Source organism: Micromonospora sp. L32, from assembly GCF_052068055.1.
GTDB lineage: Bacteria > Actinomycetota > Actinomycetes > Mycobacteriales > Micromonosporaceae > Micromonospora > Micromonospora purpureochromogenes.
In genome coordinates, this window is the sequence record NZ_JBQHDD010000012.1 from 24,306 (window position 1) to 46,071 (window position 21,766).

General features: G+C 73.7%; 22 protein-coding genes. 13 read left to right on the plus strand and 9 right to left on the minus strand.

Annotated elements, in window-relative coordinates:
* The 8 genes from ACTMTB_RS26970 to ACTMTB_RS27005 all read left to right on the plus strand — a co-directional run bounded on the left by ACTMTB_RS26970 (position 1) and on the right by ACTMTB_RS27005 (position 11,362).
* Positions 1-744: an ABC transporter ATP-binding protein gene (locus ACTMTB_RS26970; RefSeq protein ID WP_154940058.1), complete on the plus strand. Its 744-nt coding sequence runs from the start codon at positions 1-3 to the stop codon at positions 742-744.
* Complete coding sequence (locus ACTMTB_RS26975; RefSeq protein WP_441149004.1) at positions 741-2,693, plus strand: DUF5941 domain-containing protein; 1,953 nt, start codon at positions 741-743, stop codon at positions 2,691-2,693. The genes ACTMTB_RS26970 and ACTMTB_RS26975 overlap by 4 nt, the downstream gene beginning before the upstream one ends.
* A gap of 17 nt (positions 2,694-2,710) precedes the next feature.
* Complete coding sequence (locus ACTMTB_RS26980; RefSeq protein WP_441149005.1) at positions 2,711-4,888, plus strand: bifunctional glycosyltransferase/CDP-glycerol:glycerophosphate glycerophosphotransferase; 2,178 nt, start codon at positions 2,711-2,713, stop codon at positions 4,886-4,888.
* A gap of 138 nt (positions 4,889-5,026) precedes the next feature.
* On the plus strand, positions 5,027-6,334 hold the full coding sequence (locus ACTMTB_RS26985; protein WP_441149006.1) for an ABC transporter ATP-binding protein: 1,308 nt from the start codon (positions 5,027-5,029) through the stop codon (positions 6,332-6,334).
* A 91-nt stretch (positions 6,335-6,425) separates the two neighbouring features.
* On the plus strand, positions 6,426-7,433 hold the full coding sequence (locus tag ACTMTB_RS26990) for a hypothetical protein (RefSeq protein WP_441149007.1): 1,008 nt from the start codon (positions 6,426-6,428) through the stop codon (positions 7,431-7,433).
* A 287-nt stretch (positions 7,434-7,720) separates the two neighbouring features.
* On the plus strand, positions 7,721-8,188 hold the full coding sequence (locus tag ACTMTB_RS26995; protein ID WP_441149008.1) for a DUF4442 domain-containing protein: 468 nt from the start codon (positions 7,721-7,723) through the stop codon (positions 8,186-8,188).
* 58 nt (positions 8,189-8,246) lie between these two features.
* Entirely contained in the window at positions 8,247-8,996 is a 750-nt protein-coding gene (locus ACTMTB_RS27000; RefSeq protein WP_441149009.1) for a beta-phosphoglucomutase family hydrolase, read from the plus strand.
* Positions 8,993-11,362, plus strand: coding sequence for a glycoside hydrolase family 65 protein (locus tag ACTMTB_RS27005; protein ID WP_441149010.1), 2,370 nt, complete (start codon positions 8,993-8,995; stop codon positions 11,360-11,362). The genes ACTMTB_RS27000 and ACTMTB_RS27005 overlap by 4 nt, the downstream gene beginning before the upstream one ends.
* Before the next feature lie 57 nt (positions 11,363-11,419).
* On the opposite strand, the gene ACTMTB_RS27010 is transcribed toward ACTMTB_RS27005, so the two are convergent.
* A complete protein-coding gene (locus ACTMTB_RS27010) occupies positions 11,420-11,599 on the minus strand; it encodes a hypothetical protein (protein ID WP_441149011.1) in 180 nt (59 codons plus the stop codon).
* Between the two features lie 193 nt (positions 11,600-11,792).
* Between ACTMTB_RS27010 and ACTMTB_RS27015 the strand changes: the two genes are divergently transcribed.
* On the plus strand, positions 11,793-12,452 hold the full coding sequence (locus ACTMTB_RS27015) for a dienelactone hydrolase family protein (protein ID WP_441149012.1): 660 nt from the start codon (positions 11,793-11,795) through the stop codon (positions 12,450-12,452).
* A 268-nt stretch (positions 12,453-12,720) separates the two neighbouring features.
* Here the strand turns inward: ACTMTB_RS27015 and ACTMTB_RS27020 are convergent, their stop codons facing one another.
* Entirely contained in the window at positions 12,721-13,857 is a 1,137-nt protein-coding gene (locus ACTMTB_RS27020; RefSeq protein WP_441149013.1) for an AI-2E family transporter, read from the minus strand.
* Between the two features lie 260 nt (positions 13,858-14,117).
* Between ACTMTB_RS27020 and ACTMTB_RS27025 the strand changes: the two genes are divergently transcribed.
* From ACTMTB_RS27025 to ACTMTB_RS27035, 3 genes are all read left to right on the plus strand, one after another.
* Positions 14,118-14,300 (plus strand): antitoxin, encoded by a 183-nt coding sequence (locus ACTMTB_RS27025; RefSeq protein WP_210777169.1) that lies wholly within the window; start codon positions 14,118-14,120, stop codon positions 14,298-14,300.
* A gap of 189 nt (positions 14,301-14,489) precedes the next feature.
* Positions 14,490-15,698, plus strand: a complete 1,209-nt coding sequence (locus ACTMTB_RS27030; protein ID WP_441149014.1) for a cytochrome P450 — start codon at positions 14,490-14,492, stop codon at positions 15,696-15,698.
* Between the two features lie 43 nt (positions 15,699-15,741).
* Positions 15,742-15,990: a ferredoxin gene (locus tag ACTMTB_RS27035; protein ID WP_441149015.1), complete on the plus strand. Its 249-nt coding sequence runs from the start codon at positions 15,742-15,744 to the stop codon at positions 15,988-15,990.
* Positions 15,991-16,041: 51 nt separating this feature from the next.
* Here the strand turns inward: ACTMTB_RS27035 and ACTMTB_RS27040 are convergent, their stop codons facing one another.
* A complete protein-coding gene (locus ACTMTB_RS27040; RefSeq protein ID WP_441149016.1) occupies positions 16,042-16,944 on the minus strand; it encodes an SMP-30/gluconolactonase/LRE family protein in 903 nt (300 codons plus the stop codon).
* A gap of 100 nt (positions 16,945-17,044) precedes the next feature.
* On the opposite strand from ACTMTB_RS27040, the gene ACTMTB_RS27045 reads away from it, so the two are divergent.
* The gene (locus tag ACTMTB_RS27045) at positions 17,045-17,506 is read left to right on the plus strand and encodes an Lrp/AsnC family transcriptional regulator (protein ID WP_441149017.1); all 462 of its coding nucleotides are present in this window, start codon (positions 17,045-17,047) and stop codon (positions 17,504-17,506) included.
* Positions 17,507-17,557: 51 nt separating this feature from the next.
* Here ACTMTB_RS27045 and ACTMTB_RS27050 read toward each other — a convergent pair whose 3' ends face one another.
* The 6 genes from ACTMTB_RS27050 to ACTMTB_RS27075 all read right to left on the minus strand — a co-directional run bounded on the left by ACTMTB_RS27050 (position 17,558) and on the right by ACTMTB_RS27075 (position 21,586).
* The gene (locus ACTMTB_RS27050) at positions 17,558-18,157 is read right to left on the minus strand and encodes a hemerythrin domain-containing protein (RefSeq protein WP_441149018.1); all 600 of its coding nucleotides are present in this window, start codon (positions 18,155-18,157) and stop codon (positions 17,558-17,560) included.
* Between the two features lie 244 nt (positions 18,158-18,401).
* On the minus strand, positions 18,402-19,055 hold the full coding sequence (locus ACTMTB_RS27055) for a C39 family peptidase (protein WP_441149019.1): 654 nt from the start codon (positions 19,053-19,055) through the stop codon (positions 18,402-18,404).
* 362 nt (positions 19,056-19,417) lie between these two features.
* On the minus strand, positions 19,418-19,837 hold the full coding sequence (locus ACTMTB_RS27060) for a pyridoxamine 5'-phosphate oxidase family protein (protein ID WP_154940011.1): 420 nt from the start codon (positions 19,835-19,837) through the stop codon (positions 19,418-19,420).
* A gap of 42 nt (positions 19,838-19,879) precedes the next feature.
* A complete protein-coding gene (locus ACTMTB_RS27065; RefSeq protein ID WP_154940009.1) occupies positions 19,880-20,221 on the minus strand; it encodes a YkvA family protein in 342 nt (113 codons plus the stop codon).
* An 89-nt stretch (positions 20,222-20,310) separates the two neighbouring features.
* A complete protein-coding gene (locus ACTMTB_RS27070; protein ID WP_441149020.1) occupies positions 20,311-21,108 on the minus strand; it encodes a hypothetical protein in 798 nt (265 codons plus the stop codon).
* Between the two features lie 133 nt (positions 21,109-21,241).
* Positions 21,242-21,586 (minus strand): hypothetical protein, encoded by a 345-nt coding sequence (locus tag ACTMTB_RS27075; RefSeq protein ID WP_441149021.1) that lies wholly within the window; start codon positions 21,584-21,586, stop codon positions 21,242-21,244.
* Positions 21,587-21,766: the final 180 nt, after the last annotated feature.

The following is a 21,766-nucleotide window of genomic DNA, read 5'->3' on the forward strand; positions in this document are numbered from 1 at the left end:
GTGGCGCCGATCATCGAGGCCGAGGGCCTCGGTATCCGCTTCGTCCGCAACCGCCGGCGGCAGCTGAGGCTGCGTGAGCTGTTCATCCACCGGGGCGGGCGGGGCGCCGCGTCCGGGCAGTTCTGGCCGCTGCGGGACGTCTCCTTCACCGTCGAGCCCGGCGAGACGGTCGGCGTGATCGGGCGCAACGGCACCGGCAAGAGCACGCTGCTGCGGCTGATCGCCGGGGTGCTCATCCCCGACGAGGGGCGGATCCGGGTGCGCGGCGACGTCGCCCCGCTGCTGGAACTCTCCGCCGGTTTCTCCAACGACCTCACCGGGCGGGAGAACCTCTACCTCGTCGGCGGCCTGCACGGGCTGTCGTCGGCGTACCTGAAGCGGAACTTCGACGACATCGTCTCGTTCGCCGGCGAGCAGGTGGAGCGGGCCATCGACACCTCGGTCCGGCACTACTCGTCCGGAATGAAGGTCCGGCTCGGGTTCGCCATCATCTCCCACCTGCCGCACCCGATCCTGCTGATGGACGAGGTGACCGCGGTGGGCGACGCGGAGTTCCGCAAGAAGTGCTATTCGACGATCGACCGATTGCTCGCGGAGGGGCGCACCTTGGTGCTGGTGTCACACAACGAGAAGGACCTGACCCGGTTCTGCCGTCGGGGGCTCTACCTCGACGGCGGGCGGCTGACCGTGGACGGCACGGTCGCCGAGGCGCTCGACGCGTACCACGCCGCGGTTCCGCGGTGACGCTCGCGATCGTGCTCGCCGCCGGTGCGCCGGCCGCGGGCCTGCCCACCGGCGCCGGGGAGACGCTCGCCGACCGGCTGGCCGCCCAGTGGCGCCGGGCCGGGGCGGACGAGGTGCGCGCCGTCGCCGACCTGGACGAGCTGGCCGCCCTGGTGGGCGCCGCCAGCGGCCCGGTGATCGTCAGCGGGGCTGACCTGGTCGCGCACACCGCCGTACTGAAGCACCTGGCGACCAGCCCGGTCGGCCCGACGGTGGCCCTGGTGCTCACCGACCCGCCGGCCACCGGCCGCACGGCCGTGCGCGAGGAGCGCGGCCAGGTGGTCGAGGCCGGGCCGGAACTGGCCGACGCCACCGGCGTCTTCGGCGGCGCACTGCGGGTCGGCGTGGAGGACCTGCCGGCGCTGGCGGCCGCCGCCCGGGCCGCCGCCGCCCGGCCCGCGACCGGGCCCGCCGTGGACGGGCTCTTCGCCGCGCTCACCGCGCTCGGCACGCTGACCTTCGCCCACCGGGTACGCCTGCTCGTGGCGCACCGGGTCGGCGACGCCGCCGGGCTGCACGCCGCCGAGGCGGCGCTGGCGGGGGTGGACGAGGACAAGGCCGAGCTGCGACTGTCAGTCAAGGAGCGGGACGACTTCTTCACCACCTACTTCGTCAGCACCTGGTCGCCGTACGTGACGAAGGCGGCGGCCCGGATCGGCCTCGGCCCGACCGCCGTGACCATGCTGTCGGTGCTCTTCGCGGTCGCCGCGGCGGTGCTGTTCGCGGTCGGCGGCCGGCCCGCGCTGGTCAGCGGGGCGGTGCTGCTCTACCTCGGCTTCGTGCTCGACTGCGTGGACGGCCAGCTGGCCCGCTACACCCGGAACTTCAGCGCCTGGGGCGGCTGGCTGGACACGATGGCCGACCGGGCGAAGGAGTACGTGGTCTACGCGGGCCTCGGCTACGGGGCGACGGCCGCCGGCTTCCGGTACGGCTGGGCCCTCGCCATCGCCGCGATGACGCTGCAAACCGTGCGGCACATGACCGACACCTGGTACGGCGTGCTGCACGACGAGGCGGCCCGCCGCCCGAAGACGTCGGTGGGCGGGGGTGGCGGTGGGATCGGTGACCGGCTGAACGCCGCCTCGACCCGGGTGCAGGCCGACACCGGCTCGGTGTCGTACTGGCTGAAGCGCACAGTGGTCTTCCCGATCGGCGAGCGGTGGGCGCTGATCGCGCTGACCGTGGCGCTGTTCAACCCGCTGGTCAGCCTGGTCGCGGTGCTGGTCTGGGGGATGCTGGCGTTCGCGTACACCGGGGCGCTGCGCACCTTGCGGGCGCGCTGGATGTGGGTGCCGGTGCTCGACACGGTCGACGCCACGCTGCACCGCGACGACGGTCCGCTGGCGGCGCGGCTGCCGGTGGTCCGCCCGATGGGCCCGCTGACGCTGGCGGTGCTGGCGGCGCTGGGCCCGGCGGCGCTGCTGGTCGCGGCGCTGCTGACCGACGACGGCGGGCTGCGCTGGTGGGTGCCGGTGGCGCTGCTGGTGCTGCTGGTCGCCGGGCTGGGGGCCGGCGCGGCGCACAACGGGCCGCTGGACTGGCTGGTTCCGGCCGCCCTGCGGGCCGGGGAGTACCTGTTCGCCATCGCCGTCGGGGTGGTCGGCGGCGCGCCGGCCTGGCTGGTCTTCGGCTACGTTCTCGTGCTCACCCTGCACCACTACGACCTGACAGCCCGGCTGGAGAAGCGACAGGCGGCCCCGCCGCTGCACCGCTGGACGCTGGGCTGGGAGGGGCGGTCCGTGCTGCTGGCGCTGGCGGCGATCGCCGGAATTGTGAGTATCGGTCTGGCTACACTCGGTACGTACCTTCTCGTGGGATTCGTGGCGAGTGTCGTCCTGGCCTGGGTCGTCCTGCCGGCCCGCGCCGCGCGGGTGACGGCCGTTCCGGTCGGAGGCGGTTCGCCGGGCTGACCAAGGGGGCGGCCGGGATGGCCCTGATCAGCTTCGTCGTACCGGCCTACCGGGTGCAGGGCTACCTGCGTGAGTGTCTGGACTCGATCCTCGGGCAGCCCTTCGACGACCTCGAGGTGATCGGCGTCGACGACGCCTCGCCGGACGCCGTCGGCGACATCCTCGACGAGTACGCCGCCCGCGACCCCCGGGTCCGGGTGCTCCGGCTACCCCGCAACGTCGGGCTCGGTCCGGCCCGCAACGCCGGGCTGGACCGGGCCGTCGGCGAGTACGTCTGGTTCGTCGACGGCGACGACTGGCTCGCCCCGGACTGCCTGCCCGAGGTCGCCGACCGGCTGCGGGGCGCCCGCCCGGACGTCCTCGTGGTGGACCACGTCCGGGCGCACTGGAACGACACCGCCACCCGCAGCGCCATGGCCGAGGTGTTCCCGGAGCCGCCCGGCGAGGCCACCTTCCGGCTGCGGGACCGGCCGGAGACCCTGCACCTGCTGCACACCGCCTGGAACCGGGTGGTCCGCCGGGAGTTCCTGGTCGACCTCGGGCTGCGCTTCGCCCCCGGCTGGTACGAGGACGTCTCCTTCACCTATCCGGTGCTGCTGGCCGCCGAGCGGATCGCCGTGCTCGACCGGGTCTGCGTCAACTACCGGCAGCGGCGGGCCGGGGCCATCACCCGGACCCGGGGAGACCGGCACTTCGAGGTCTTCGCGCAGTGGCACCGGGTGTTCGCGCTGATGGACCGCTGGGGGCCGGCGGTGGCCGAGCTGCGCCCGGCGGTCTTCGAGCGGATGGCCTGGCACCACCTGACCGTGCTCGGCAACGGCGAACGGATCGCCCCCGCGCTGCGCCCGGCGTTCTTCGCCCAGATGACCGCCGACCACCGGCGCTTCCGGCCGCCCGAGGGCTACCCCGCGCCGGACGGGCTGGAAGGGCTCAAGCACCGGCTGGTCGCGGCGGGCCGGTGGCGGACCTTCAGCGCGTTGCGCGCGGCGAACCAGGCCCGAGCGACGGCCCGCGGCACCGCCCGGCGGGCGCTGCCGGTGGCCCGGCGTACCGCGCGGCTGACCCGGGACGCGGTGCTGCGCGAGTACTACCGGGCCGAGCTGCGCCGGCCGATCGACCCGACACTGGCCGTCTACGCCGCCTACTGGTACCGCGGGTACGCCTGCAACCCGGCCGCGATCCACGCCGCCGCCCGTCGGCTGGCCCCGCAGGTCCGCGGGGTGTGGATCGTCCGGCGGGACCGGGTGGACACCCTGCCGCCCGGCACCGAGTACGTGGTCGCCGGCACCCCCGGCTACTACCGGACGCTGGCCCGGGCCCGGTGGCTGGTGAACAACGTCAACTTCCCCGACTTCGTCCGCAAGCGACCCGGCTCGGTGCACGTGCAGACCCACCACGGCACGCCGGTGAAGGTGATGGGCCTGGACCAGCAGCGTTTCCCGCTCGGCGCGGGCGGGATGGACTTCGCCGGGCTGCTGCGCCGGGTGGACCGCTGGGACTACAGCATCACCTCGAACAGCTTCTCCACCCAGATGTGGGACCGGGCCTACCCGGCCTCGTACACCACGTTGGAGGTCGGCTACCCGCGCAACGACCGGCTGGTCACCGCCACCGCCGAACAGGTCCGGGAGATCCGGGACCGGCTCGGCATCGGGCCGGACGAGCGGGTGGTGCTGTACGCGCCGACGCACCGCGAACACCTGCCCCGCTACCGCCCGCCGTTCGACCCGGGGCGGTTGCTCGACGTGCTCGGGCCGTCGGGGCGGCTGCTGATCCGCAGCCACTACTTCCACGACCGGGCCGGCCGGGCCCGCCGGCGTACCGGGGGCCGGGCGGTCGACGTCAGCGACCACCGCTGCGTGGAGGACCTCTATCTCGCGGCCGACGTGCTGGTCACCGACTACTCGTCGGCGATGTTCGACTACGCCGTCCTGGACCGCCCGATCGTCGTGTACGCGCCGGACCGCGACGCGTACGCGCTGGCGCGGGGCGTCTACTTCGACGTGACCGCCGAACCGCCCGGCGCCGTCGCGCTCACCTTCGCCGAGCTGCTGGACCTTTTCCGCTCCGGCGCGGTGACCGGGGCGGAGGCCCAGCGGGCGCGACAGCGGTTCCGGGGCCGGTTCTGCACGTTGGACGACGGGCACGCCGCGGAGCGGGTGGTCCGTCGGATCTTCCTCGACGATCCCGCCTGACGCTGTGGTCCCGTCGACGGGGCCGCCGCCGGTAATAGGACCGTCATGACCGCAACATCGCACGTTTACCCGATGTGCTGATCCGATGATGCTCGTCACAGTCAAGCGCGGGGTTCGGCCGAGCTGGGGGAGGAGACGGTGACCACCGTCGCGCTCAAGGATGTCACCAAGGTGTTCCCGGACGGGACGCTCGCGGTCGACAGCGTCAATCTGGACGTCAACGACGGCGAGTTCATGGTGCTGCTCGGTCCCTCGGGCTGCGGCAAGTCCACCGTGCTGCGGATGGTCGCCGGCCTGGAGGACCCGAGTTCCGGCGCCGTGATGCTCGACGGCGAGGTCGCCAACGACCTGCCGCCACGGGAGCGCAGGATCGCCATGGTCTTCCAGGACTTCGCGCTCTATCCGCACATGACCGTCGGGGACAACATCGCCTTCCCGCTGCGACTGGCCGGTGTGGAGCCGGCCCCGCGCGGGGAGCGGGTGCAGGACGTCGCGGGCGCGCTCGGCATCGGGGACGTCCTCGGCCGCAAGCCGAGCCAGCTCTCCGGCGGCCAGCGGCAGCGGGTGGCCATGGGGCGGGCGATAGTGCGCCGTCCGGGGCTCTTCCTGATGGACGAGCCGCTCTCCAACCTGGACAGCGGCCTGCGCGCCGAGCTGCGCGCGGAGATTTCCGGGCTGACCCGGGAGCTGGGCGTCACCACCATCTACGTCACGCACGACCAGGCCGAGGCGCTGACCATGGCCGACCGGGTCGCCATCATGCGCAAGGGCGTCCTCCAGGACGTGGGCACACCGACCCAGGTGTACGGCCGGCCGGCCACCCTGTACGTCGCGGCGTTCCTGGGCAGCCCCCGGATGAACCTGCTGGAGGCGTCGGTCTACGTCCACCTCGACCGGTACGTGACCCTCACCCTCGGCGAGCAGGCGCTCTACCTGCCCTGGGACGACATCCGCAGCCGGGCGGTGGCGCACTACCACGGCGAGCGGATCGTGATCGGGATGCGGGCCGAGGCGCTGACGCCGGTCGCGCCGGACACCTCCGGCGACGTGCTCCAGGGCCGGGTCCGCTACCTGGAGCACCACGGGCACGAGTCGCTGGCCTTCCTCGACATCGGCGCCACCGCGATCGTGGTGGACGAGATGGGCGCCACGACCGACGACGCACCGGCCGGGCAGCGCGGGCTGCGCCGGTTCGGGCAGGTCATGCAGCGGCTCACCGGCCGGGCCGGCGAGCTGGAGCCGATCTCCGCCCCGACCGGGGGCGGCAACCGGACCAGCGTGCTCCCCGACCCGGGGCGCCACCACCGCCGCCCCGCCGAGCTGGCGGTACGCCTCGCCCCGTACCCGGCGATCTCGGCGGGTCACCCGATGTCGGTCGCCGTACGGATGGACGCCCTGCACTTCTTCGACGAGCGCGGCGACCGGATCGACGTCGGCTGGCGCTGAGCCGTCAGGGCGGGGCTGCGGGCGACCGGGCCGATGCCCTACGGTCAGCGCACCCAGTCCACTGAGCACCGCCTGTAGAGAGGGGCCCGCCGTGTCGGGTGACCGTCCGAGCCCGCTCGTGATCGAGCGGATCCTGCGTGATCGGCAGGGCATCTGGCAGCAGATCGTCGCCGACGACGACCTGAACGCGCTGACCGGGCGGATGCTGGCCAGCTCCGCCGTAGCACTGGCCTGCTACGGGGCGGTGCTCGGCGCGTTCCACGGCGTGCTGATGGCGCTGACCTCGGCGGTCAAGCTGCCGCTGCTCTTCCTCATCACCCTGGCCATCTGCCTGCCCACGCTCTACCTGTTCAACCTGGTGTTCGGGGCCCGGCTGTCGGTACGCCAGTCGGTGGCCCTGGTGATGGTGGCGATCACCGTCACCTCGATGCTGGCGGTGGCGTTCGCCCCGATCAGCCTCTTCTTCCTGATCACGGCGCCGGACTACGGCTTCTTCAAGCTGCTCAACGTGGCGATCCTGACGCTGTCGGCGGTGGTCGGGCTGCGCTTCCTCACCGGCGGGATGCAGGTGCTCAACGCGCACGGCCTGCTCGCCCCGTCGGCCGCCGCCGCTGCCAATGGCACGCAGGCCGCCGTGGCCGCCCCGGCCGCGCCGGCCGCCGTACCGGCCCAGCCGGCGTCCGGTGAGCCGGTCGCGGAGCCGGTGGCCGTGGGGGCGGGCGCGAACGGCACCACGCCGGCCGCCGAGGCGCAGCCGGTGGCCGTCGTCCCCGCGCAGCCGGCCGTCGGCGTCCCGGCGCAGCCGGTCGTGCTGGCCGGCCACCCGATGGCGGCCTTCCCGCCCGGGATGGTGCCGCCGGGGTACGCCGGTGCGGGCCGGCCGTGGGCCACCCCGCCGGTGCGGCGCGGCGAGTCGGAGCGGCCGGCCAGCATGACCCTGCTGTACGTCTGGATCCTGCTCTTCGGCTTCGTCGGCACCCAGCTCGCCTGGACCCTGCGCCCGTTCGTCGGCAGCCCGGGCGAGGACTTCGCGCTGTTCCGCAGTATCGAGGGCAACTTCTACGCGGAGATCCTCCGCACCCTCGGCAACCTGTTCTGACCACCGCCGTCGAGGGCGATGCCCTCGGCGCGACCGGACGATGTCCGCACGAGCGTCATGCCTGACAGACATAAATATGCCTGTCAGGCATGACGCTTGCCGGGGGATCGCTACCCGCGCGGTGACGCGGCGTGACGCGTGAGCGGGCGACAGGCGCGGGCCCGACCCGTTCGACCTGAGCCGACGGCACCGGGCCGTGACCGGGCCGGTCGAGTGCGGCCGGCGACCCCGAAATTGCTGGTCGCTGGTGGCTTGCCGGAAAAGTTACCGGCTAGTAACGTCGGGGCATGTCCATCGACTCGCGCCAGGTGGCGGCCGGGATGCTCCAGGCCGTGCCGTTCGCCCGTACCCTCGGCTTCGAGTTCGTCGAGGTCGCCCCGGAGGCCCACGGTGGGGTCCGGGCTGTGGTCCGGCTGCCCGACACGCCGACCACCCACAACCACGTCGGCGGTCCGCACGCCGGAGCCATGTTCACCCTCGGCGAGACCGCGTCCGGCACGGTGGTGATGGCCGCCTTCGGCCACCTGCTCGACCGCGCGGTGCCGCTCGCCGTCCGGGCCGACATCGCGTACCGGAAGCTGGCCATGGGGCCGGTGCTGGCCACCGCCCGGCTCGGTCGCACGCCGGCCGAGGTGGTCGCCGAGCTCGACGCCGGGCAGCGGCCGGAGTTCCCCGTGGAGGTGGAGATCGGCACCGAGGACGGCACCGTCACCGGCACGATGACCGTCGTCTGGACGCTGCGCCCCAACCGCTGACGCACCGGCACCTGACGAAACGGGTTTGTTCGGGCGGTGCGCTGGATAGATTCGTACCGTGCTGGGCCTACCTGCTCATGTGTCCGCCTGTCTCTTCGATCTGGACGGTGTGCTGACGCAGACCGCCAAGGTGCACAACGCCGCCTGGAAGCAGACCTTCGACGCGTTCCTGGCGCGCCGGGCGGCGGCCACCGGTGAGCCGTTCCGGCCCTTCGACCCCGGGCCGGACTACAACCGGTACGTGGACGGCAGGCCCCGCGCCGACGGGGTCCGGTCCTTCCTCGCCTCGCGGGGCGTGGTGCTGCCGGAGGGCAGCCCCAACGACCCGCCCGAGGCGGACACGGTCAACGGGGTCGGCAACCGCAAGAACGTCGTCCTGCTGGAGCGGATCCACCACGACGGGGTCGAGGTCTACCCGGGCTCGGTGACGTACCTGCGGGCGGCCGTCGCGGCCGGGCTGCGCCGCGCGGTGGTCTCGGCCAGCGCGAACTGCCGCGACGTGGTCGCCGCCGCCGGCCTGGAACCCCTGCTCGAGGCGCGGGTCGACGGTCTGGTGGCGCGGGCCGAGGGGCTGCGCGGCAAGCCGCACCCGGACACCTTCCTGGCCGGCGCGAAGCTGCTCGGGGTCGACCCGGCCAACGCCGCGGTCTTCGAGGACGCCCTCGCGGGGGTGGCCGCCGGGCGGGCCGGCGGTTTCGGCTACGTGGTCGGCGTCGACCGGGTCGGCCAGGCCGACGAGTTGCGCGACCAAGGCGCCGACATCGTCGTCACCGACCTCTCCGACCTGCTGAAGGGGACGGCGGCATGATCCGCGAACGCGCCTATCCGGTCGAGCCCTGGCACATCCGGGAGACCCGGCTCGACATGGACGTGCTGGCCCAGTCCGAGTCGGTCTTCGCGCTCTCCAACGGGCACGTGGGGCTGCGCGGCAACCTCGACGAGGGGGAGCCGCACGGCCTGCCCGGCACCTACCTCAACTCCTTCTACGAGCTGCGCCCGCTGCCGTACGCGGAGGCCGGCTTCGGCTTCCCCGAGTCGGGCCAGACCATCGTCAACGTCACCAACGGCAAGCTGATCCGGCTGCTGGTCGACGACGAGCCGCTCGACGTCCGGTACGGCGAGCTGCTGAGCCACGAGCGGATCCTCGACCTGCGCGCCGGCACCCTGCACCGGGAGATGCACTGGCGCTCCCCGGCCGGGCGCGAGGTCAAGGTCCGCAGCACCCGCCTGGTCTCCTTCACCCAGCGGGCGGTCGCCGCGATCAACTACGAGGTGGAGGCGGTGGACGGGCCGCTGCGCCTGATCCTCCAGTCCGAGCTGGTCGCCAACGAGACGCTGCCGGCGCAGAGCCGCGACCCGCGGGTGGCCGCCGTGCTGGAGTCGCCGTTGCAGGCCGAGGAGGAGCTGACCACCGACGACGGCGGGCTGCTCATCCACCGCACCAAGGTCAGCGGCCTGCGGGTGGCCGCCGAGATGGGCCACGACGTGTTCGCCCCGGCGAAGTTCACCGTCGAGTCCGAGGGCTACGAGGACTGGGTGCGGACCACCGTCGGCTGCGTGCTCAAGCCCGGCGAGACGCTGCGGGTGGTCAAGTACCTCACGTACGGCTGGTCGAGCAAGCGGTCGCTGCCGGCGCTGCGCGACCAGGTCGGCGCGGCGCTGGCCGCAGCCCGGCTGGACGGCTGGGAGGGCCTGCGCCGGGAGCAGCGGGAGTACCTCGACGAGTTCTGGGACGCCGCCGACGTGCGGGTCGAGGGCGACCCGGAGGTGCAGCAGGCGGTCCGCTTCGGGCTGTTCCACGTCCTGCAGGCCGCCGTCCGGGCCGAGCGGCGACCCATCTCGGCCAAGGGCCTGACCGGCCCCGGGTACGACGGGCACGCGTTCTGGGACACCGAGATGTTCGTGCTGCCGGTGCTCACCTACACCCAGCCGTCCGCCGTCCGGGACGCGCTCTACTGGCGGCACTCGACGCTGGGGCAGGCCCAGGAGCGGGCCCAGACGTTGAATCTCCAGGGCGCCGCGTTCCCCTGGCGGACCATCGAGGGCCCCGAGTCGTCGGCGTACTGGCCGGCCGGCACCGCCGCCTTCCACATCGCCGCCGACGTGGCCGACGCGCTGCGCCGCTACCTGCTGGTCACCGACGACGACCAGCTGGAGCAGGAGATCGGCCTGGAGCTGCTGGTGGAGACGGCCCGGCTCTGGCGCTCGCTGGGCCACCACGACCGCAGCGGTCGGTTCCACGTCGACGGGGTGACCGGGCCCGACGAGTACACCGCCGTCAAGGACGACAACATCTACACCAACCTGATGGCGCAGCGGAACCTGCTCACCGCCGCCGACTGCGCGATGCGCTACCGGGACGAGGCGATCGACCTCGGGGTGACCGAGGAGGAGGCGGCCCAGTGGCGGGACGCCGCGAACGCCATGTACATCCCGTACGACAAGGGGCTGAAGGTCCACCAGCAGGTGGAGGGTTTCACCCGGTTGCAGGAGTGGGACTTCGAGCACACCCCGCCGGAGAAGTACCCGCTGCTGCTGCACTACCCGTACTTCGACCTGTACCGCAAGCAGGTGGTCAAGCAGGCCGACCTGGTGCTGGCCATGCACTGGCGGGGTGACGCCTTCACCGCCGACGAGAAGCTGCGCAACTTCCTCTACTACGAGCGGCGTACCGTCCGGGACTCCTCGCTGTCGGCCTGCACCCAGGCGGTGATGGCGGCCGAGGTCGGGCACCCGGAGCTGGCCCACCGCTACCTGCGCGAGGCCGCGCTGATGGACCTGCACGACCTCAACGAGAACACCCGCGACGGGGTGCACATGGCCTCGCTGGCTGGCGCGTGGATCGCGCTGGTCTCCGGCTTCGGCGGGCTGCGCGACCACGACGGGACACTGTCGTTCTCGCCGCGCCTGTCCAGTCGGCTCAGCCGGCTGGAGTTCTCGTTGCAGTGGCGCTCACTTCGGCTGCGGGTGGACGTCCGGCCGCACCAGACGACGTACTCGCTGCGCAACGGCGGGCCGGACACGGTGGTGGAACTGCACCACCACGGCGAGAAGATCACCGTGACCAGTTCCCTGCCGGTCACCGTCCCGGTGCCCACGCCCGACCCGCCCGGCCCGGCGCCCGAGCAACCCCCGGGCCGGTCCCCGCTGCTGCACCTTCCAGAGGAGGGCTGACCAGACGGACCGGCCACGAGGTCGGCGGCGTACCGCCGACCTCGTGGCCGGAAAGGGTCAGAACTGGCGGCCGTTGGAGGGCCGGCCCCCCGCGTCGCGCGGAGCCATCGCGGCCGGGTCGTCCGCCGTGCGGGCCCGGGCCGCCTCGTCCGCCCAGTCCCGGCCGCGCTCGGCGTCCCGTTCGCGTTCTTCCTGCTCGGCCGTCCGGGTCTGCTGCCTGGACTTCTGCTCAGCCATGGCGATCCTCGCGATCCGTCGGGGCGCCGGGCACGCCGGCGCCGTCGTGCGGTCACCCTGCGGCTTCCCGAGGGCGTCGGCGGCAAACGCCGGGGCGACCGCCGCAGCCCGTCGCCCGTGCCCCCGCTTGGGTACCGGCAGCGCGGGTATGACCGCCGGGCCGGTGCGAATCCGACGGTACGGAGGGGTGCAGATGCGGACAGGAAGCAACGAGGTGACCATCCCGGTGGCCGGCGTCGGGCTCCCGGCCGACGTGGCCGTCCCGGAGGGCGCGAACGGCGTGGTGCTCTTCGCCCACGGCAGCGGCAGCTCGCGGCACAGCCCGCGTAACACGGCGGTGGCCGGGGTGCTCCGGAGTCGGGGCGCCGCCACCGTGCTGGTCGACCTGCTCACCCCGGAGGAGGACGCGGTCGACGCCGTCACGGCCGAGCTGCGCTTCGACATCGGCCTGCTCGCCGACCGGCTCGCCGGCATCGTCGACTGGCTGGGCACCGAGCCCACGCTGGGCCGGCTGCCGGTGGGCCTGTTCGGGGCGAGCACCGGTGCGGCGGCGGCGTTGGTCGCCGCGGCGGGACGGCCGGACCGGGTGGCGGCGGTGGTCTCCCGGGGCGGACGGCCGGACCTGGCGGGCCCCGCGCTCACCGGGGTACGCGCGCCGACGCTGATGCTGGTCGGTGGCCTGGACGAGCAGGTGATCACGCTCAACGAGCAGGCCGCCGCGGCGCTCACCGCGCCGCACGAGCTGCGGATCGTGCCCGGCGCCACCCACCTCTTCGAGGAGCCCGGTGCGCTGGAGCAGGTGGCGGCCGACGCGGCCGACTGGTTCGCCGCCCACCTCCGCGTCCCCGCCTGACCCTCCCACCCACCCACCCCGCCCCGCGAGCGCGGCCCGCTCCGCGAGTGCGGCCCACTCCGCGAGCGGGGCCGACTCCGCAAGCGCGGCCCGCTCCGCGAGAGCGCACTTTCACGGAAAGCGTGGCTATTCGGCGCGCGATAGCCACTCTTTCCGTGAAGGTGCCTGCCGTGTCTGTGCGCGTGCCGTGCCCGTGTGTCCGTGCCGTGGCCGTGCCGCGTGTGCCTGTGCCGGGCCGAGGCCGGGCGGGGTGGGCGGGGTGGGCGGGTCAGGCGTGGTTGGGGGGTGGGGAGGGGCGGGTGGTGGCGATGCGTTCGCGGTGGCGCTGGACGGTGTCGATCACCCGGTAGGCGACGGCGGCGATCGGCACCGAGACGAAGGCGCCGGCGACCCCGGCGATCAGCGTGCCCGCGGTGACCACCACCAGGATCACCGCCGGGTGCAGCTGCACCTGCCGCTTCATGATCAGCGGTTCCAGCAGGTTGCCCTCGATCTGCTGCACGGCGATCACCGCGAGCAGCACCAGCAGCGCCGTCGTCGGGCCCTTGGCGGCGAGCGCCACCAGGACGGCGACCGTACCGGCGACCGTGGCGCCGATGATCGGCACGAAGCCGCCGAGGAAGGTGATCAGCGCCAGCGGCAGGGCGAGCGGCACCCGCAGCAGCACCAGGGACAGCCCGATGCCGATCGCGTCGATCGCCGCGATGATCATCGTCCCCCGGCTGTACGCGCCAAGGGTCTGCCAGCCGGCCCGGCCGGCCTCGGCGGTCAGCTCGCGGTTCGGGCCGGTCGTCCGGCGCAGCACCCACTGCCACATCGTCCGGCCGTCCTTGAGCAGGAAGAAGAGCAGCACCAGGGCGAGCAGGGCGGAACCGACGACCTCGGCTGCCGTCCGGGCCCCGCCCACCAGGTCGAAGCCCCCGCCCATGCCGGAGCGCACCTGCTGGATCAGCTTGTCCAGCTGCGCGTCGCTGACCGGCAGGGTGGAGGTGACGAAGTCCCGGCTGCGCTGGACGCCCTCGCCGAGTTCCTTGCTCAGCTCGCTGAACTGGGCGGCGGTCAGGTTCCACACCAGCACGCCGACCCCGACCAGGATGCCCAGCAGCAGCAGGAGCGACAGCAGCGCCGCCAGCGCGGGCGGGACTCGCAGCCGGCGCAGGCGCAGCAGCACCGGATCGAGCAGCGCGGTGAGGAAGAGCGTGACCGCCACGGCGATCGCCAGCGGCGCCAGCAGCACCGCCACCCGACCCAGCAGGTAGAGCGCGAACACCACGACCACCAGGCAGGCGCTCCACACCACCGCCGTGCGGACCAGCCAGGGCAGCGCCGCCCAGGCCTGCCGTGGCGCCGGCCGGGCGCCTGCCGCCGTCACCTCGGGCGTACGCCCGGCACCGTCCTCGTCCACGTCGATCCTCCTCGGTCTCGGCGGGATCGATACCCGTACGGCCCTGCTCCGACACCCGTCGGTGGATCAACGCCGTCCCGGGCAGGTGGTTCCGCTCTGGACAGTCCCGGCCGCGCGGCCGGGCAGGCGCCGCCGGGCATGGCCGCCGAGGGACGTTCGCCTGCGCCACTGCCGCCGAGACGTGGGCGTACGACCGGGGCCGGGGTGTTTGCGGCCGGGACCGGAGGGAACGCAGCAGGTACCGAGCGAGGAGGACCGTGGTGAGTGACTTCATGGACAAGGCCAAGGACATGGCCGACAAGCACGACAAGCAGGTCGACCAGGGCCTGGACAAGGCCGGCGAAGCCGCCGACCAGCGCACCGGCGGCAAGTACGACGAGCAGACCGACAAGGCCGTCGACATGGCGCAGGCGCGCACGGGTGAGGGCGACCAGGGCCGCTGACCTCGCGCTTCCGCTGCCGGACCGCCCTCGGGTGGTCCGGCAGCGGCGTGTCCGGGGACGGGCACGGTCTGGTCAGCATCGACCGGGCTCGCTACGATCCGCAGTCGTGGCATGACTCACTGTGGAGTCGTGCGGAGCGACGGCCCCGCCCGGCACGGCGGGCCGCGGACCCAGAGGGAGCCACCCCCGGTGACCGAGACTGCCCAGCCGACCATCCCGCAGCCCTACCCGTTCAGCGACCCCCACCGGCTCGACATCGACCCCCGCTACGCCCGGCTGCGTCAGGAGCAGCCGTTGACCCGGATCCGGATGCCGTTCGGCGAGCCCGCCTGGCTGGCCACCCGGCACGCCGACGTCCGGGTCGTGCTCGGTGACCCCCGGTTCAGCCGAGCCGCCTCGGTGGGCCGTGACGAGCCCCGGAACAGTCCACGACAGACCGACACGGGCATCCTCCAGATGGACCCGCCGGAGCACACCCGGCTGCGCCGGCTGGTGGCGAAGGCGTTCACCGCCCGCCGGGTGGAGGAGCTGCGCCCGCGTACCCGGTCGGTCGCCGGGGAACTGGTCGAGGTCATGGTCGCCGCCGGGCCGCCGGCCGACCTCGTCGCCGACCTGGCCACCCCGCTGCCGATCCGGGTGATCTGCGACCTGCTCGGGGTGCCGGTCACCGACCAGGACCGCTTCCACACCTGGTCGGAGGCGGTCGTGTCGACCACCTCGCTGCCGCCCGAGGTGGCCGCGAGCTACGTCGAGCAGCTGCTGGGGTACATGGCCGGGCTGATCGCCCAGCGGCGCGCCGAGCCGACGGACGACCTGATCGGCGCGATGGTCCGGGCCCGGGACGAGCACGCCGACCGGCTCAGCGAGGAGGAGGTCGTCCGGCTGGCCGCCGGCCTGCTCGCCGCCGGCCACGAGACCACCGTGACCCAGATCCCCAACATGGTGTACGTCCTGCTGACCGAGCCGGACGGCTGGGAGCGGCTACGGGCCGACCCGGCCCTGGTGCCGACGGCGGTCGAGGAGCTGATGCGCTTCATCCCGCTCGGCGCGACCGCCGCCTTCCCCCGGTACGCCCTCGAGGACGTCGAACTCGGCGGCGAGCTGGTCCGGGCCGGCGAGCCGGTGGTCGTGTCGATCCACTCGGCCAACCGGGACGAGCGGGTCTTCGCCGACCCTGACCGGCTGGACCTGGGCCGGGAGGTCAATCCGCACGTCGGGTTCGGCCACGGCGTGCACCACTGCGTCGGCGCGCAACTGGCGCGGATGGAACTCCAGGTGGTGCTGGAGACCCTGCTGCGGCGTACCCCCGGTCTGCGGCTCGCGGTGCCGGAGTCGGAGCTGACGTGGAAGAGCGGCCTGCTGGTCCGGGGTCTGACCGCGATGCCGGTGTCCTGGTGAGCCCGGTGCGGGGTCCGGCGGTGGTGACCGGTCGGTGGCGCCGGTGAGCGCCGGGAGCGCGGCGGGCGACGCCGCGCGCTGGCGGGTCTTCGTCGACCCGACCCGGTGCATCGGATCGGGGATCTGCGCGGGAGCCGCGCCCGCCCACTTCGTGCTGGTGGACGGGCTCTCCCGCCCGCTGGCCGAGCGGATCGCCCCGGCGGATGAGGTGCTGGACGCCGCCGAGTCGTGCCCGATGGAGGCCATCATCGTGTCCGACGCCGAGGGGAGCCGGATCGCGCCGGAGCCGTGAGCGCGGCGCGCCCGGGTGGCCGGCGGCATCGACCACCCGGACGCCGACCGGTCACCAGCCCGGGTAGCGGACGCCGCTGATGTTGACCCGCAGCGTGTAGAGCGAGCTGGAGGCGCAGAGGTAGAGGTGGTTGCGCTTCGGGCCGGCGAAGGTGAAGTTGGCGACCACCTCCGGCATGTGCAGCTTGCCGAGGAGGGTGCCGTCCGGGTCGAAGCAGTGCAGGCCGTCGTGCGCGGCCACCCAGACCCGGCCGGCCTCGTCCAGGCGTACGCCGTCGAAGGAGCCGGCGTCACAGGTGGCGAAGACCTCGCCCCCGGCGAGCGTGCCGTCGTCGCGGACGGCGAAGCGGCGCAGGTGCTTGTGTCGGGTGTCGACCACGTACAGGGTGGACTCGTCGGCGCTGAAGGCCAGGCCGTTGGGTTGCCCGAAGTCGTCGGCGACCAGCCGCACCTCGCCGCTGTCCGGGTCGACGCGGTAGACGTGGTTGCCGCCGATCTCCGACTCGCCCCGGTTGCCCTCGTAGTCGCTGTCGATGCCGTAGCTCGGGTCGGTGAACCAGATCGACCCGTCGGAGCGCTCGACCACGTCGTTCGGGCTGTTCAGCCGCTTGCCGCGCCACCGGTCGGCCAGCACGGTGTCGGAGCCGTCCGGCTCGGTGCGGGTGACCCGGCGGTTGCCCTGCTCGCAGCTGAGCAGCCGGCCGCGCCGGTCGACGGTGTGCCCGTTGGCGTACCCGGCGCTGTGCCGGAACACGCCCACCGCGCCGGTGGTCTCGTCCCAGCGCAGCACCCGGTCGTTGGGGATGTCGCTGAAGAGCAGGTACCGCCCGGCGGGGAACCAGGCCGGCCCCTCCAGCCACCGCCCGCCGGTCCACAGGCACTCGACCCACTCGTCGCCGTTGACCCGCCGGAACCGCTCGTCGCACACCTCGAACCGGGTCCTGAACCTGTCCACCGTCTGCCACCCCCTGTGATCGTGTTCGGCATGACGCTAACATGGCCGAACCACAGTCGGTCAGTCCATGATTCGGCCGGATAGGATTCGAGGAGGCTCGTTGGACGACACCGACCGCGAGTTGCTGGCGGCCCTGCAACGGGACGCCACCCAGTCGTACGCCGCGCTCGCCGCGACGGTCGGGCTCTCCACCGGCGCGGCGCACGAGCGGGTCCGCAAGCTGCGGGAGCAGGGGGTCATCCGGCGTACGACGGTGGACGTCGATCCGGCGGCGGTGGGGCGGGGCGTGCTGGCCTTCGTGATGGTCGAGGCGAACGCCTGGATGGGGGACTCGCCCACCCACGAGGCCCTGGCCGCCCTGCCCGAGGTGGAGGAGGCGCACGTGGTGGCCGGCCCCGCCTCCGTGCTCGTGAAGATCCGCGTGGGCACCCCGGAACAGCTCCAGGCCAGCCTCCGCCGGCTGTTCGGCGTCGAGGGGGTCACCGGCACCCGGACCATCGTCGTGCTGGAGACGTTCTTCGAACGCCCGCTCGATCCCCGCCCGCCGACGGCCGTCCCCTGAACGACGCGACGGCCAGGCCCGGTCGGGCGTGGCCGTCGCGAGACGATCGGGTCAGTGCTGCTTCTCGCGCAGTTCCGCCATCGAGGTCGGCCGGCCGCTGAGCGCGTCGCGCATCCGGTCCACCAGGCCGGCGCCGGGGGCGAGCAGCTTGTTCGCCGGCGGGTGGTCCGGGGCGGCCGGGTGCGGGCGGGTCGGCGCCGACTTCTTCGCGGCCTGCACCTTGCCGGCGAGCTCGACCAGTTCCTCGCGCGCCACCGCGGCCCGCAGGCGCGGGAAGAGGTCGGCCTCCTCGTCCTCGATGTGGTGTCGGATCGTGCCGGTCAGGTGGGCGAGCAGCTCGTCGAAGCGCGGGTCGGACGGATCGACGGACTCCAGCTCCTTCATGGTCCGCTCGGCCTCGGCGTGCTCGGAGATCTCGTGCTCGGCGACCTGCTTGCCGTCCGGCAGTGCCTTGCGGGCGGTCGGGTAGACGTACGCCTCCTCGGCGACGGAGTGCCGGACCAGCTCGGCGATCACCACGTCGGCCAGCTGACGGCGGTGCTCCGGCGTGCCCCGGCGGCCCTCCAGCTCGACGAAGATCGACTCGACCTCGCGGTGGTCGGAGATCAGCACGTCCACGACGTCCTGGTGGCTCTTCTCGTGATGGCTCATCTGGTGCCCCTTACCGGTTGCGGACGGTCGGATGGGGGGCAGGTACCCGTCCGTGGCCGACCGAATCCCCTCCGGCGCGATCCGACGGGGCCGGGTCGCCGCCGCCGGCCGGACGGGCCGGGATGGCCGTTGTGGCGCCGGCATCGTGGGGCCTGTCGGCGCGGGCCTCGGCCCCGCCGCGGAACAGCGACGAGGGCCGGCCTCCCCTGTCGGGGAGGCCGGCCCTCAATCGATCAGGTCGGGATCAGGAGCTGTAGCCGCGGCCCGCGATCCAGTTGGCCAGCTCGGCCACGTCCATCCAGTACTCCTGGACGTCCGGCGCGGCCGGGTCGGCGATCTTGACGGTGTTGCCGTCGTCCTTGTACTCCACCACCGTCAGGTAGTGACCGGGGTAGTAGTGCTCGACGCCGTCGACGTCGACCGCACCGCCGAGGATGTTGGCCACCACCGGGTCACCGGCGTCCACCGCCGCCTTGACGTCGGCCCGGAGCCGCTCGATCTGCTCCTTGGACGCGACCTCGTCGCTGATCTCGGTGGTCTTGTACCGGCCGCCGGTGTACTCGTTGAGCACCCGGGTGACGTCGATGGCCGAGTCCGTGCCGTTCTCGGTGGTGCCGAGCTTCTCGGCCAACTCGTCCTGGCTGACCGCCTTGCCGTCGGCCGACAGCGCCATCCGGGTCGACGCCGGGCCGCAGTAGAAGAAGTTCGGCTGCGCCTGGTACTCGTAGCCGGCGCGGCGCTCGCCCTTGCCCTTGCCCTTGCCCTTCTCGGACACGACGGACGCGGACGCCTTCTCGACCGGCGCGGCCTGCGCGGCCACGGCGGGGCCGACAATGGCGCCACCGGTCATGACCAGGCCGGCGACGGAGAGCATGCCGTTACGGAAAATCGTCTTCATGGTCGAAGCTCCATTCGGGGGGTTTGCCGCCCGGTCGTGGAGACCCGGACGCAAGCACCGGGAAAGGCGCTCGGATCATCAGGGGACGCGGACCACTCGGCCCGCGCTCACCAGCAACGCAACGACCGCCAGCCCGGACCCATTCCGGCGCGGTCGTACGGACAATCCAACGACCCGCCCCACCCCCTGATTCCGCCTCCCCGGTGGCCCCCCTCACCCCCGCCCACCCGCAAACCCGACAACCGGGCCGAGACCTCACACCGCCCAAGACTGGCGCACTTTCACGGAACGAGTGGCTATTCAGCGCGGAACAGCCACTCCTTCCGTGAAAGTGCGGACCGAGGAGGGCGGGGGCGGGGGGGTCAGGTGGGTGGGGGGAGGCTGCCGAGGAGGCGGGTGACGGCGATCTCGATGACGACGCGTTCGGGGTTGGGACGGGGCTGGCGGTAGCGCTCGGCGTACCGGCGCTCGGCCTCGGCCACCGACGCCGGGTCGGTGCGGAGGGTCGCCCGGCCCTCGATGGTCAGCCACCACCGCCCGTCGAGGTGGCACACCGCGACGGGCGTGCCCTCGGGGCCGGCGGCGGCGACGTGCCGGGCCTTGGCGGAGCCGCCGGAGGTGATCACCCGGGCCAGCCCGGCGTCCGGGTCGAACGTGACCCCCACCGGCACCACGTGCGGGGTGCCGTCGGCGCGCAGGGTGGTCAGCGTGGCGAGGTGCCGCTCCCGGCAGAACGCGACGACCCGCTCGTCGTGCGGGTCCAACCGATGGTCGCCGGCCATGTCCGTCCCCTTCCTCCCCCGGTGCTCGGCCGGCCCGCACGATCATGGCACGGGACGGCGTACCCGGTCCTGACCAGGGGGAGTGTCCGGCTGGCCGGGCAGCCGGCGGGCCTGCGCCCGGCGCTGGTGGGCCAACCGGGTCAGGTAGATCAGCGCCCCGGCGAGGATCCCCATGTCGTCCAGGTAGATCGGGTCGGGCAGCACGTCCACCGGGAGGATCGTGTAGATCAGCGCGCCGTAGAAGGCCACCTTGCCCCCGACGCCGAGCGTGCCGAGCAGCCGGCGGGTGCGGACCACCCGGATCGCCAGCAGCACCGCGCCGACCAACGTCGCCAGCGCCAGGATGCCGCCGATGACGACGAGGACCAACGTCTCGCGGGACATGCCGTCACGCTAGCCGAACCCCGCACCCACCGCCGACGAGCGCGGCGGTGAGAGACCCGGCGGTTGACTGCCGCCGAGCCGGCTCGCGGTCAGTAGGCGGCGACGGCGGCCCGACCCCGGGCCACGCCCGCCGACTCCCGGGCCGGCTCGGCCGCCGGCCGCCGGGTCTCCGGCATCGGCACCACCGACTCGACCTCCTCCGGCCTGCGGTCCAGCGCGGCGAACGCCTCCTCGCGCAGGCTGCGCGCCCCCGCCACGGTCAGCTCGGCCGCCCGCCACGCCGCCCGCTCCCGCTCCGACGCGGCCCGGTGCCGGGCGGCCAGGTTGTCCCGGATGGCGCGGCGCAGCACCAGCTCCTGCTCGACCGGGTGCCGCCGTGGGTCCCAGCCGTTGCGGTGGGCGAAGACGTCGCTGAGCTGCTCCACCGAGAGCTCCTTGCGCCAGTACGCGTCCAGCGCGGCCCGGTGCAGGTACCGCTCCCGGTCGGCGTACTCGGCCGGGGTGCGGACCGTGCCGGGCAGTGGCATCGCGGCGGCGGCGGACAGCCGGCGGACATCCGCCTCGGCCGCCTCGTACGCCGCCCAGGCCGCCTCGACCTCGTCCTGGGCGGCCAGCCACTCGGCGCGCCGCCGCCCGGCGGTGGCCGACGCGCGCTCGGCGGCGACCGCCACCTCGCCGGCGTACCGGGTGCGTTCCCGTTCCTCCTCGGCCAGCTCCATGGTGCTGGGCAGCGCGGCCTGCCGGATCCGGCCGGCGACGGCGGAGCGCAGCCAACCCGGACGGGCGACCAGCGCGCCGAAGGCGACGGCCGCGACGGCGAGCAGTACCAGCCAGATCACGGCGGCGGCGGGGACGTCGGGCAGGACGGAGGAGAAGACGGTCTGCATCACCAGCACCTCACGGCGGGGATCGATGTGGACGGGCGGCCGGGCGAGCGGAGCGGCGGGCGTACCCGGGGCGGACCGCGCGGCGCGGCGGGTGGCGCGGCGGTGGTCCGGCGCCGGGCGGGCGCCGCGTGGCTCAGCGCCGGGGCGGGCCGCGCCGGCCGGTGGCGTCCCGGACCGGGTCCGTCGTCGTCGCCGGCGCCGCGAGCGGCCGGTCGGGCGAGGCGGCGTCACGCCGGGCCGGGATCGGCCGGGCGGAGGAGTCGGCGGGCTGTTCGTCGGTCGGCCGGGCGGTGGCCGGCGACTCGGCCACCCGGGCGGCCGACACGGCGGGCCGGGTCGGCGCGGCGGCGGCCGGGCCGGTCGTCGGGGCGAGGACGCCGCCGAGACCGACCGCGAGCACCAGGGCGGTCAGCGCCAGCCGGGTCAGGTCGCGCAGCGTCGCCCGCCGAAAGGGGCGGGTGGACGCTACGGGCAGCACCTCTCCAACCTATCGCCACCCAGGGGCCGGTGCAGCGGACCAACAGCGTTCATCGGCGTGACCCGAACCACTCGTCCTACGTGGACTCACCACTCGTCGGGACGGTGGGGCCGCGTTGGCTTCCGCTGAGCACGGCGGGGCCGGGCGACTTCTGCCGACCAGATGTCCCGGAACGAGAAG